This is a genomic window from Brevibacterium jeotgali, from assembly GCF_900169175.1.
In the GTDB taxonomy this organism is placed as follows: Bacteria; Actinomycetota; Actinomycetes; order Actinomycetales; family Brevibacteriaceae; genus Brevibacterium; species Brevibacterium jeotgali.
In genome coordinates, this window is the sequence record NZ_FXZM01000004.1 from 39,221 (window position 1) to 51,919 (window position 12,699).

At 67.8% G+C, this 12,699-nt stretch carries 8 protein-coding genes; 4 read left to right on the plus strand and 4 right to left on the minus strand.

What is annotated here, in order from left to right; translation table 11 throughout:
- Nucleotides 1–99: 99 nt before the first annotated feature.
- Entirely contained in the window at nucleotides 100–1,341 is a 1,242-nt protein-coding gene (locus BJEO58_RS04940; protein WP_101588565.1) for a M20 metallopeptidase family protein, read from the plus strand.
- 186 nt (nucleotides 1,342–1,527) lie between these two features.
- Nucleotides 1,528–2,898 (plus strand): metal-dependent hydrolase family protein, encoded by a 1,371-nt coding sequence (locus BJEO58_RS04945; RefSeq protein ID WP_246075904.1) that lies wholly within the window; start codon nucleotides 1,528–1,530, stop codon nucleotides 2,896–2,898.
- 11 nt (nucleotides 2,899–2,909) lie between these two features.
- On the opposite strand, the gene BJEO58_RS04950 is transcribed toward BJEO58_RS04945, so the two are convergent.
- From BJEO58_RS04950 to BJEO58_RS15135, 4 genes are all read right to left on the minus strand, one after another.
- Nucleotides 2,910–4,199: a Fic family protein gene (locus BJEO58_RS04950; protein WP_101588269.1), complete on the minus strand. Its 1,290-nt coding sequence runs from the start codon at nucleotides 4,197–4,199 to the stop codon at nucleotides 2,910–2,912.
- Nucleotides 4,200–4,388: 189 nt separating this feature from the next.
- Nucleotides 4,389–5,603, minus strand: a complete 1,215-nt coding sequence (locus BJEO58_RS04955; protein WP_101588271.1) for a hypothetical protein — start codon at nucleotides 5,601–5,603, stop codon at nucleotides 4,389–4,391.
- Nucleotides 5,604–5,838: 235 nt separating this feature from the next.
- On the minus strand, nucleotides 5,839–7,536 hold the full coding sequence (locus BJEO58_RS04960; RefSeq protein WP_219617073.1) for an AMP-binding protein: 1,698 nt from the start codon (nucleotides 7,534–7,536) through the stop codon (nucleotides 5,839–5,841).
- Between the two features lie 94 nt (nucleotides 7,537–7,630).
- Entirely contained in the window at nucleotides 7,631–7,783 is a 153-nt protein-coding gene (locus tag BJEO58_RS15135; RefSeq protein WP_246076108.1) for a hypothetical protein, read from the minus strand.
- Between BJEO58_RS15135 and BJEO58_RS04965 the strand changes: the two genes are divergently transcribed.
- Together BJEO58_RS04965 and BJEO58_RS04970 are read left to right on the plus strand one after the other, a co-directional pair.
- Nucleotides 7,727–10,894, plus strand: coding sequence for an acetyl-CoA carboxylase family protein (locus BJEO58_RS04965; protein WP_246076072.1), 3,168 nt, complete (start codon nucleotides 7,727–7,729; stop codon nucleotides 10,892–10,894). The two genes, BJEO58_RS15135 and BJEO58_RS04965, sit on opposite strands and share 57 nt — an antisense overlap.
- Complete coding sequence (locus BJEO58_RS04970) at nucleotides 10,891–12,663, plus strand: AMP-binding protein (protein ID WP_101588274.1); 1,773 nt, start codon at nucleotides 10,891–10,893, stop codon at nucleotides 12,661–12,663. Before BJEO58_RS04965 ends, BJEO58_RS04970 begins: the two co-directional genes overlap by 4 nt.
- Nucleotides 12,664–12,699: the final 36 nt, after the last annotated feature.

Below are 12,699 nucleotides of genomic sequence, written 5' to 3' on the forward strand. Positions count from 1 at the left end.
TACACTCGAGAACGGAGTGCAGACTGCTCATGGGTGTCGGCACACGGGATGCTCGCTGGTGGGGTCCGGTGGTCGTCCGACGACGGAAAGGACGACACGATGATTGACCTCGTCGCTGAAGGCCAGGCCCTTCTGCCGGCTCTCCAGGAGCTGAGGCGCGACCTGCACGCACACCCGGAGGTGGGGCTCGACCTGCCGCGCACGCAGTCGGCGGTGCTCACCGCACTGGAGGGGCTCCCGCTGGAGATCACGACGGGAGTGGAGACGACCTCGGTCGTGGCAGTGCTGCGGGGCACCGGCCCAGGGCGCCTCGAGGAGGGTGCCCAGGCCGTGCTGCTGCGCGGCGACATGGACGCGCTCGCCGTCGAGGAGCGCACGGACGAGCCCTTCCGGTCGGAGAACGGCAGCATGCATGCGTGCGGCCACGATCTGCACACCGCGGGCCTCGTGGGCGCGGCGCGGCTGCTGTGCGGGTACCGCGATCAGCTCGACGGCGATGTCGTGTTCATGTTCCAGCCCGGCGAGGAGGGCTTCAACGGCGCCTCCGTCATGATCCGCGAGGGGGTGCTCGACGCAGCGGGAGTGCGCGTGAGCGCGGCATACGGCGTGCACGTGCTCGTCCGGGAGAACGGGATGGTCGCGACGAAGCCGGGAACACTGCAGGCGGGCTCGAACGTGCTGACCGTCACCGTCGACGGTGAGGGCGGCCATGGGTCGCAGCCGCACAACGCGACGGACCCCGTCCCGGCGATCGGAGAGATGATCGGCGCACTGCAGACGATGGTGACCCGGACGTTCGACGTGTTCGACCCGGTCGTCATGTCGATCACGCAGCTGCAGGCCGGGGACATGGTGAACGTCATTCCCGCCAGTGCGTCGCTGGGTGCCACCGTGCGGACGCTGTCGGAGGATTCGGTCGCGCGGTTCCGCGAGCATGCGACCCGCGTGGCTGAAGGCATCGCCGCCGCGCACGGCTGCACCGCCGAGGTCGTCTTCGACGAGCAGTACCCCGTCACCGTGAACGATGCGGACGAGACGGCATGGGTCGCCGAGGAGGTCGCCGGACTGCTGGGTGAGGACCGGATGCATCTCGTGGACGACCCGGTCATGCCCAGCGAGGACTTCTCCTACGTGCTACGCGAGGTGCCGGGGACCTACATGATGCTGGGAGCCAGGCGGGACGACGTGCCGGAGGATCAGCAGGCGGACAACCACTCCCCGTTCGTCGTCTTCGACGACTCCGTCCTGGGCGACCAGGCGGCGCTGCTGGCGCACCTGGCGATGCGCAGGCTGGCGCGAGGCGAGTCGGGCGAGAAGACCCACCACCGGCCGCGGCACTGAAGAACCCAGTTTCCACCAACTTTCATCAGACCGCACAGGAAAGAAGCTGTGCGGTCTGATGAAAGCTGGTGCTTCCGGCGGGAGGGTGCGCGGATGCGACCCGCCGGAGGGGTCACCGACCGGTGGCACCCGGTGCTGGGCCGAGGAAACGGCCCGGCCGATCAACGACGATCAAGGAGGAACCGCGTGACGGACACGCTCGTCATCACAGGAACAGAGGTCTTCGACGGAGACCGCTTCATCGGCACGCACGACGTCCTGGTGCGGGGTGGCGTGATCGAAGCCGTCCGCAGTGCGGAGGCGGGAGGAGCGCCTGTGGCGGCCGAGGCCTCGGCGGCGGGGTCCGTCGTCGACGTCGTCGATGGGAGCGGGCAGACCCTCACACCGGGTCTCATCGACTGCCACGTGCATGTGGCGACGGAGGGCGCCGGCAGTCTCGACGCCTTCGTCGAACCGTTCTCGCTGCAGTTCTTCCGAGCGGCGCGGAACCTGGAGAAGACGCTGCAGGCGGGTGTGACGACGGCGCGGGACGCAGGTGGCGCGGACGCGGGCGTGAAGGCGGCGCTCGCAGAGGGTCTGGTCGACGGACCGGATCTGCGCGCGGCCGTGTCGATCATGAGCCAGACCGGTGGGCACGGCGACGGGCGGATGGCGTCCCGCGCGCACATGCCGCTGCTCGCGGGGCATCCGGGCCGGCCGGACGGCGTGGCCGACGGGCTCGAAGGGGTGCGTGCGAAGACGCGGGAGATCCTGCGGGCGGGCGCCGACCACATCAAGATCTGCTCGACGGGCGGCGTGCTGTCACCCGCTGACGATCCGCGGCACAGCCAGTTCACGCAGGCGGAGATCGAGGTGGTCGTCGCCGAGGCCGCGGCGCAGGGCACGTACGTCATGTCGCACGCACAGGGCGCGGAGGGCATCCGCAGCGCGCTGCGCGCAGGGGTGCGGTCGATCGAGCACGGCATCTACCTGGACGCGCAGACGATCGAGCTGTTCCTCGAGAAGGACGCGTTCCTCGTCCCGACTCTGCAGGCTCCGCAGGCGGTCATCGATGCGGCGGACGCGGGTGCAGCGCTGCCGCCGGCGGTCGTGGAGAAGGCACGGATGGTCGCGGACATCCATCGTGAGGCGATCGCGGCCGCGCATCAGGCGGGCGTGAAGATCGCGATGGGCACGGACGCCGGTGTGGGACCCCACGGGGAGAACCTCGAGGAGTTGGAGCTGATGGTCGGCATCGGTCTGTCGACGGAGGAGGCGCTGCGGGCCGGGACGACGGCGGCGGCAGCGCTCTTGGGGCTGGACTCCGTTGAAGCAGTGGCCGGTGCGGGCGCCGGTGGCGTGCCGAGCGGTGTCGCCGGTGGTGGCGGTGCTGCGGCCGGCGGTGAAACGGGCGGTGGTGCGTCGGCTGCTGCAGGCGGGCTGGCACTTGTGGGCCGCGTGGCCCCCGGCTACGCGGCGGACTTGGTGCTGTTCGAGGGCGATCTGTCCCGCGTCGGGCTGTCTGAAGCGCGCAGGCGAGTGTCCCAGGTGTACCGCGGCGGCGTGCGGAAGCGGTGAGCGCGTCCTGCTCAGAGCGGGCGAGCGGGAACCGGCCGGTTCGGAGGGGAGAGCCGTGTATCGAACTGCGTGCTCGCCAGCCTTCGTTCGGCGACGGAGATGAGATTCAGCAGATCCGGCGAGAGGAATGCTCGCTTGCCGCGACCGATGGATGCGGTCTCCAGCACGTGAGCCTCACGCAGAGTTTCGAGGGCCGTATGAGCGGCCTGAGGAGATACGCCGTGGATGCGGGCCACTGTCACGGGGGTGAGGACGGGCGTCCCCGGCAGATCGTTGAGGATGAGTGTGACCGCTGAGTCGCTCCGAAGGGCTCGACTCCTGCCCTCGGCCTTTCGACGATCGGTGATGAGGGCGGTCCATTCTTCTCGAAGCGCGTCGATGTCGTCGGCCAGTTCACTCGCGCGCTCGGCTGCGTGGAGGACGGCCTCGACGAAGACAGAGATCCATGTTTCCTTCCCCTCCACAACCTGCCGTGAGTCCGACGACCCGTCCCGTCGATACGCAGTGAGCCCGTGGATGTACTCGTCGCGGAACGTGGCGAGCACGAGGCTCACCGGCAGGATGGAATCGGCGGAGAGACCGCGGCGCGTGAGGACGGTGTGGATGATCGCGCGCCCTACTCGACCGTTGCCGTCTGCAAAGGGGTGGATGGTCTCGAACTGAGCGTGCGCGAGTGCCGCTTGGACGATGGGGGAGTGCGCCGCGCCGTTCATGTATTCGACGAGGTCATCCATGAGTCCTTCGACATGTTCGGGTCCGGGGGGCACGAACTCTGCTTCGAACGGGTGATACGCGGACCCGCCCAGCCAGTTCTGAGTGGTCCGTACTCCGTGAAGGCGCGGGGCATCGGTCAGCAGGGAGCTCTGGAGCTCCAGGAGATGGTCGGTAGTGATCGTTCCTGTGTCGGCGATCGTCTGCGAGGCATCGCGCACTGCGGTCATATTGTTGGCAACGAGGACCGCGGTGTCACTGAGTCCTTCGACGTCTTCAGATTGCCCCAGCTCTGCGAGTGCGATCTTCTTGGCGCTCGGGGCGAGCCCCTCGATCCGAGAGGATGCGATCGCCTCGGAACGGAGCAGGAACCTGCTGAGTGACGCGAGGCCGTGAGCGCTGCGCCGGTCGAGCCGACGCACCGCAGTCTCGGCTTCTGCCAGCAGCCGGGCGGTCGCGGGGCTCAGCATGAGCGGCGCGTCTGTGAGCAGGTCGGGGATGTACGCGCAGAACTCCCCTGAGCGCCTCTCCCGTCGGGGCACGCCGGAGTCCACCTCTGACTCCCAGTGCCGCGGTTGCCAGATCCCCACGGTGCCTCCTCGATCGTCTTGCGCGGTGCGCGAGCAGGGCCCGTTCCCGGTCAGCCGGTTCTCCGTGCATGTAGCGCTTGTCGTGGACTCGAGCGGGCCCCTGATCAACTTTAACCCTTAAAGTTGATCAGGGGGCCGGTCCATCTGATCTAGCCGTTATCCTGCATCCGGTCTGCGGCTGTCACCCCTTCACACGAAGCTCACCAGCACGCTCGCGATGACCACGGAGCCGGCGCTCACCGAGGTGAAGCCTCCCACCAGCATGGCGGGCAGCATCGCGTCCGTGAGCTGCTCGCGCTCCTCGTCGTCGCGCCCCACGGAACGGGCGACCTCGGCGGTGAGCAGATAGTCCGCGGGGAAGCCATACATCGCGGTGAGCGCGACGGACATGCCGAGGGACGACTTCCACCGCAGCAGCTTCGTCGCGACGAACCCGCCCAGCATGATGCCGGCGCCGCCGACGATGAGGATGACCACCATCGGCAGCAGCGCGGCGAGGACGTCGGACAGCGACGCAGTCACCAGCGGTGCCATGATGATCGCGATGACACCGGCCATCGCGATGCCGAACGAGTTGGACTTCTCGAGTGCCCGCTCCGGGGTGAGGCCGATGGCCGTCGACGCGATGCCCAGGAGCAGTGCGAGGATCGACGCCGGGATGTGGGTGGGGACGGCCAGCAGCGTTGCGACCGATCCTCCCAGCAGCACGGCGAACAGGTTGAAGAGCTGGTTGTCGGCGAGGAACGGGGGCAGGTCCACCGGCTTCTTCTTCGTCGCGACGGCCGTGCCGCCCTGACCGCCGCCCGCAGGACTGCCCTCGCCGCTGCTCGCCCGCGACTTCGCCTCCGTCGACAGCCTCTCCAGCTCCCCGCTGTCGCGCAGGCTGATCGCGAAGCGGCGCAGCAGGAAGTTCGTCATGGGCATCGCGGGCAGCGACTGCATCATGAGGACCAGGGACGGAAGGACGATGATCGCCGATGACACTCCGGCGGCTGTCAGTCCCTCCGTCGTGAGGCTCGTCGCGACGATCCCGCCGGACAGCGGCCCCGCTCCAGCCACGAAGTGCTCGAATCCGAACAGCGGCGCGACGACCGCGGCAAGCAGCAGCACTGCGACGAGCATGCCGGAGAGCGCGATGATGACGGACCGCCACTGCTTGAGCAGGGTGGGCAGCGGGATGAGCGAGCCCATGTGGAAGAGGATCGGCGCCACCAGGATCGTGTAGATCGCCGGCATCATCGAATCGTCGACGACGGTCTTCGGGACGAGGCCCAGCTGCGCGAAGATGAAGATGCCCAGCATCGCGACGAGCAGGCTGGGGACCCGGGCCCTCGACCAGATCGAGACGAGTTCGCCCACCGCGATGAACGCGAGGACGATGGCGGCACTGTAGATCGGCTCCATGAGGAGGCTCCTCTGCTGACGCTGGGAGAGCCGCCGAGGTCCGACTCACTGCCGAATCCGCCGTCGCCCTCGTGTGTGATCCCCCTCACGCGAACCCGATAGGGCGCCTGCGTCACGCACCACGACACTCATCAAGACACGCATTAAGACACGCACGACGTCACGCACCGCGACGCGCACCGTCACGCGAGTCCGTCGACCGTCCGCGGCGTGTGCCCGGTCCTGCGGGGGCGGGTCACACGTGGGTGAGCGCCTTGATGAGCTCCACCTTGCGGATCTTCCCGGTCGCCGTCATCGGCATCGAATCGACCAGGACGACTTCGGGGACCTTGTAGCCGGCCATCTGTCGCCCGGCCCATGCGCGGATGTCGTCGACGGATGCGCTGGAGTCCTCGCGGAGTTCGATGAAGGCGACCGGCTTCTGTCCCGTGTCTGCGTCGTCGCGCGGCGCGACGGCCACCCGCTCGACCGCTTCGTGTGCGCGCATGAAGGATTCGACCTCGGAGGGGAAGACGCTCATCCCGTTGACCTTGATCATCTCCTTCGTCCGCGCGAGGTAGGTCAGTGCGCCGTGCTCGTCGAATCGCCCGGTGTCGCCCGTGAGCAGCCAGCCGTCGACCAGCGTGTCGCGCGTGTCCTCCGGCTTCTCGAAGTACGCGGTGAGGAGAGAGGGGGAGCGGACGAGGATCTGGCCCGGAGTGCCGACGGGGACCGGGCGAAGGTCCGGATCGACGACGACGATCAAGGTGCCCGGCACCGGGTAGCCGCAGTACACGGGTTCGGAGAGCAGGTCCTGGTCGTCGACCCCGAGCCCCAGGACGAAGGTGTCCGAGGTGTGGGTCTCGGTCATCCCGTAGGACGCCTCCCGCAGGGAGACACCGGTCGCGTCGCGCCACTGGGCGCGCAGTTCCGGGTCGAGCTTGCGGACGAAGGACACGGCGTTGCAGGTCGTCAACGACGCGGCGCGTGCGGCGCTGAAGTCCGGCAGCTCCATGATCTCCACGTAGTTGTCTGCGGGCCCGACCATGAACGTGACCCGCTGGGACTCGATGAGCTCGAGCGCCGCCTTGGCATTCCACCGCGTCATCATGACGACTGTGGAGCCGTCGACGATCGGTACCAGCAGAGAGAGGTTCTCGCCTGCGATCCAGAACATCGGCAGGAAGCCCAGGGCGGATTCGCGTCCGGTGCCGGGCGTGCGTCCCTGACCTGCCAGCGCGGCGAGGCCCGTGTAGACCATGTGCGCCTGCGTGTGTTCGCACCCCTTCGGCATCCCGGTCGTGCCACCGGTGTAGTTGAGCGCGGCGAGTGCATCAGGATCGACGTCGATCGGCTCGGCCGGGGAGTGCCCGAGGATCTCCGCCCAATCGCTGGGCAGCTGCGAGTCGACGGGACCGAACGGCGCCGGCGGGACGGCCTCGGACTCGAGCATGTCGCCCAGCTGCGTGTAGGCGACGGTCAGATCGGTCCCGAGATCGGCGCGCACCTCATCGATCTGCGGCGCGAAGTCGGGAAGGGCCAGGAGTGCGGACACCCCGGCGTCGCGCACTTCGTAGGCGAGCTCCTGGTTCTTGAACATCGGGTTGATCGGAACATGCACGGCGTTGATCCGCAGGATTCCGAGGAATGCGATGGTGAACTGCGGGCAGTTGGGGAGGTAGACGCCCACGCGGTCGCCGGGCTCGACGCCCTGGGAGGCGAGCCATCCGGCGAACGCCGCAGAGCTGCGATCGAGCTCTGCATAGGTGATGTCGCGGCCGTAGAAGTGGATCGCGGTGGTGTCCGGACGCTCGTCGGCCCACTTCCGGAGGTAGTCGATCAGGCTTCCGCCCGGGATCGGCTCGCTCAGGGTGCGGGGGACTTCGGGCGGCCAGAGGTCGCGGAGTCCGTCCAGTTCGGCTGCTGCGACTTCCCAGTCTCTCGCCATCGACATCGTTGTCTCCGATCTGCTGCTGTGGTGCCGGCGTGACATCCTTGTCCTCAGAAATCATCGCGCCGATTGACACGAGAGTCAACCGGTGGTTGAATCAGTCATTGACATAGGCGTCAATCGCTGGAGGGTCCTGATGTCGACAGTTCTCGTCGCCAATCGCGGTGAAATCGCAGTACGGATAGTCGATGCCGTGCACGCGGTCGGGATGACGGCGGCGGTGATCCACACATCCGATGATGATGCTCATATCCGCCACGCTGACGAAGCAGTGCTGCTGAACGGCGTCGGGGCGTCCCCGTATCTGGAGATCGACCAGGTGATCGGCGCAGCACTGTCGTCCGGCGCCGCATACCTCCACCCGGGCTACGGGTTCCTCTCCGAGAATGCGGACCTCGCCCGTGCGTGCACTGAGGCCGGCATCGTGTTCATCGGACCGGATGCGGACGCGCTCGACGTGTTCGGGGACAAGGCGAAGGCCCGCCGGCTGGCAGAGTCGGTCGCTGTTCCCGTGGTCCCCGGCACCGGACTGTCACCGACTCCCGCCGAGGCTGCGGAGTTCCTCCGCGAGCACGGCAGTGTGATGGTCAAAGCCACGGCAGGCGGCGGCGGCCGCGGGCTGCGTCGGGTGGACGATGCCTCAGACCTGCCGCGGGTGATGGACGAATGCTCCCGCGAAGCGGAGCATCACTTCGGATCCGGGGACTTCTTCCTCGAGAAGTTCGTCAGCGAACCTCGTCATATCGAGATCCAGGTGATCGGCGACGGGACCGCGTACCAGCACCTCGGCGAACGGGACTGCTCGGTGCAGCGCCGCAATCAGAAGATCGTCGAGATCGCTCCCAGCCCCAGCCTGACCGCAGAACTCCGTTCCGGTATGACAGACGCTGCGCTGACTATCGCATCCGCCGTCGGCCTCACCTCTCTCGCAACGGTCGAGTTCCTCGTATCCGGGGACGAGTTCTACTTCATGGAGGTCAACCCGCGACTGCAGGTGGAGCACACGGTCACTGAGCAGGTCACCGGCATCGACCTCGTCGCCGCACAGCTGAGGGTCGCGCAGGGTGCCGTGCTGGAGGACGTCGGCCTGGCAGAACCGCCGGCCGTCCACGGGTCGGCAGTCCAGGTCCGGGTGAATGCCGAGGCCCTCCAGGCTGACGGAACCCTCACCCCCAGCGCGGGGCCGGTCGACGACCTCGTGCTGCCGGCGGGTCGCTACGTCCGCGTCGACACCGCTCTGCGCGGAGGCGGGCGGATCAGTCCACGCTTCGATTCACTGGTCGCCAAGGTCATCGGCCACTCCGATTCCTTCCTCGGGGCCGTCGACGTCACGGCTCGCGCGCTCGCGGACCTGCGGATCGCGCCGCTGCAGACCAACCGCACGCTCCTGCACGCGATCCTGATCGACGAGACATTCCGTCGCTGCGATGTTGACACCGGCTATCTCGAGGCGGCCCTGCCGTCACTCGTCGAGCACACCCTGCCGGACGACCACATCGAGGCGCGACAGACGGAGTCGACGACGGCCGCGGTGCCGGAGGGCGCGGTGGCGATCACCGCGAAGCTCACCGGCGTGGTGATCTCGATCAACGCCGAGGTGGGTGACAGCGTCCGATCAGGGACCGTCCTCGCCGTCGTCGAATCGATGAAGATGGAGCACCCGGTGACCGTGGATGTCGGGATGACACTCGCTGGAATCCTCGTGTCTCCGGGAGACACGGTGGACGCCGGCCAGACCCTCGCATACGGCCAGGCCGGCGCGGACGATTCGGGAGCGGACCTCGGCGGCGGTGACCGTGCGACCGGTGCAGGTGACTGGGAGCAGGAGATCGAGGAGATCCGGCGCAGGCATGAGGAGGCCTACAAGCACGGCGGGGCTGCGAAGGTCGCCAGGCAGCATGAATCCGGTCGGCTGACTGCCCGCGAGCGGATCGCAGCACTGGCGGACGAGGGGTCCTTCGATGAGATCGGCCCGCTCGCCGGGTACGGGGAGTACGACGAGGACGGGAACCTGCTGGGCGTCCGGCCGTCGAACTTCCTGTCCGGGACCGGGCGGATCAGGGGCAGGCGCGCCCTGCTCGGGGTCGACGACTTCAGCATCCGCGGCGGATCGGGCGATGCCGCCGTGCACCAGAAGCAGGTCTTCACCGAGCAGCTGGCCGGTGAGATGCGTGTGCCGATGGTGCGCGTGCTCGACGGCGCCAGCGGCGGCGGCAGCGTGAAGAAGGTGCTCACCGCGCAGGCCATGTACCTGCCGGTCAACCCGGGGTGGGACCACGTGGTCGACAACATGTCGCGCATCCCCGTGGTCTCCGTCTGTGCGGGTCCGACGGTGGGGCTCGGTGCGGCGCGCTTCGTCATGTCGCACTTCGGGGTCATGGTCCAGGGCATCGGGCAGCTCTTCACCGCGGGCCCTCCGGTGGTCAAGGCGGCCACGGGGGAGGACCTGGACAAGGACGGGCTCGGGGGAGAGGCCGTGCACCGGACGAATGGGACGGTCGAGCGGTTCGTGCCCGATGAGGAGACCGCCTTCGAGGTCGTGCGCGACTTCCTCTCCTACCTTCCCTCGTCAGTCGATGAGCTGCCTCCTGTCGCTGAGAACTCCGATCCCGTGGACAGGTCGGAGGAGTCCCTGGCCGCGGCGGTGCCTCGCAACCCGCGCCAGATCTACGCCATCGAACCGATTCTCCATGCGGTGTTCGACCACGGCTCCGTCTTCCGCTTCGCCGAGTACGGCGACGGGACCTACACCGCGCTCGCCCGCCTGGATGGTCGCCCTGTCGGTGTCGTGACGGCCGACCCTTCGCAGGGCGCCACACTCTCGCGTGAAGGGGCGCAGGCGGTCGAGCGGCTCGTCGACATCTGCGAGGCGTTCCACCTCCCGCTGGTCAGCCTCACCGATCAGGCCGGGATGACGATCGGTCTGCAGGCGGAGAAGGACGCGACGATCCGCGCGGGAGCACGGGCGATCGCCGCGATCTACCAGGCGCGCATTCCTCAGGCGGAGATCATCCTGCGGCGTGTCTACGGTGTCGGCGGTGCGGGCATCGTCAACCGCCATCGCGCAGTGCGCAGCTGGGCGTGGCCGTCCGGCGACTGGGGCTCGCTGCCACCACAGGGCGGCATCGAGGCCGCGTTCCGTGCGGAGCTCGCCGCGCACGACGACCCGGAGAAGCGGCTCGCAGAGATCACCCATGAGATGGAGCTCGTGTCCTCGCGCTTCCGGACCGCGGAGACCTTCAGCGTGCAGGACATCATCGATCCGCGGACGACCCGTCGTCGACTGTGCGAATGGGTCGTCGACGCCTACGCCGTCCTGCCGCGACTGGTCGGAGAGCCGTCCTTCGGTGTCCGACCATGACGGATCGCGCAAGGACCACTCGTTCTCACGCACACAGGAGTGCCGCAAGGGAGACCGCGTCAGCCGCTGAACTCACCTCGCTCATCACCGCCGATGGCACGACGCTGCTCGAGCGGCTCGACCACTGGACGGTCGAGCGTTCCGACGCCGTCTGCCTGTACGACGGTGAGACCGATACTGAGTTCACGTATCAGGAGTTCGGCGCGATCACCGACAGGATCGCGGGCAACCTCGCGGGACTCGGGATCAGCAAGGGCGATCGGATCTCCGTCTTCACGACCAACAGCCTCTTCGCCGCCACGCTGATGTTCGCCTGCTGGAAGGCCGGCGCGGTGTACAGCCCGATCAACTTCTCCTACCAGGGCCGACTGCTCTCCTATCAGCTGCGAGACACATCTCCGCAGCTCCTCTTCACCGACGCGGCCCTGTACGAACGGGTGCCGGAGGTCTGGGACGACATCCGTACAGAGACGGACATCCGGGTCGTGGTGCTGGACGACGATTCCGACGGTCCGGTCGCAGGCGTGCCGCGCGTGCCGTGGTCGACGGTGACGGCTGATGCGCAGCGACCGGACGTCGCCATCTCACCGGAGGACCCGGCGAACATCGTCTACACGTCTGGCACGACCGGCCCGGCCAAGGGCGTGCTGCAGCCGCACCTGTGGATCAACCAGTACACCTTCGGTCTGCGGTCCTATCTCGGTGCCGACGACGTCGTGTACAACGACCTGCCGATGTACCACGTGGGCGGGGCGTTCGCGAACGTCGGACGGGCGATCTGGATGGGCTGCGAAGCCGCCGTCTGGAACAAGTTCTCACCATCTGAGTTCTGGGAGCGGATCGACCGACGGGGCGCGACCGCAGCTATTCTGCTGGACGTCATGATCCCGTGGCTGATGAAGGCTCCGGAGACGCCTGAAGACCGGGAGAACACTCTGAGCAAGGTCCACATGCAGCCGCTCCCGCTGCACCACACCGCTGTGGCGCGGAGGTTCGGATTCGACTGCGTGAGCGCTGGCTTCGGACAGACGGAGTCGGGCGCACCCCTGAAACTCTTCATGCGTGAGACGCAGGACGGTTCGGGCACTCCGGAACACCTGCGCAAGGGCCTGACCGGTGACCGCCTCGTCGCGGCTGTCGAGCAGAAGGGCCTCACCGTGGTGGACGGGGAGACCGTCACGGTCAAGGGTGCGATGGGCGTCCCCGGCCGGTTCGTCGACGCGACCATCCTGGACGTGGATGATCAGGAATGCCCCCGCGGTGTGCCCGGTGAGCTCGCGTTCCGCCCGACCATGGACCACATCATGATGACGGAGTACATCGGCAAGCCGGAGGCGACGGAGAAGGCCTGGCGCGGCGGTTGGTTCCACACCGGCGATTCGGCGATGCAGGAGGAGGACGGATCCTTCCGCTTCGTCGACCGGCTGGGCGACCGGATCCGCGTCAAGGGTGAGAACCTCTCCTCCTTCCAGGTCGAAGACCTTCTCAACGGCCACTCCGAGGTGCAGATGACCGCGGTGTTCGCTGTCCCGAGCACAGAGGGCGACGAGGACGATATCGTCGCCTACGTCGTACCGGGGGAAGGCTCCAGCGTCACGGTCGAGGAGCTGCGCGCGTACGCGGTGGAGTCGATGCCGAAGTTCATGCGACCATCGCACTACCGCGTCGTCGACGACATTCCGCGGACACCGACGAATAAGATCGAGAAGTACAAGCTGCGCCAGCACTTCACTGCGGCGGCCGCGACACCGGGAGCCCCGCAGGCATGAGCGGGCGGTGACTCCGCAGCCTGAAACGGCTGCCGG

What these genes read in the sequence shown, in the direction of transcription:
- BJEO58_RS04940 (WP_101588565.1), top strand. Translation starts at nt 100, where the DNA reads ATGATTGACCTCGTCGCTGAAGGCCAGGCCCTTCTGCCGGCTCTCCAG.
- BJEO58_RS04955 (WP_101588271.1), bottom strand. Translation starts at nt 5,603, where the DNA reads ATGGAGCCGATCTACAGTGCCGCCATCGTCCTCGCGTTCATCGCGGTG.
- BJEO58_RS04960 (WP_219617073.1), bottom strand. Translation starts at nt 7,536, where the DNA reads ATGTCGATGGCGAGAGACTGGGAAGTCGCAGCAGCCGAACTGGACGGA.
- BJEO58_RS15135 (WP_246076108.1), bottom strand. Translation starts at nt 7,783, where the DNA reads ATGAGCATCATCATCGGATGTGTGGATCACCGCCGCCGTCATCCCGAC.
- BJEO58_RS04970 (WP_101588274.1), top strand. Translation starts at nt 10,891, where the DNA reads ATGACGGATCGCGCAAGGACCACTCGTTCTCACGCACACAGGAGTGCC.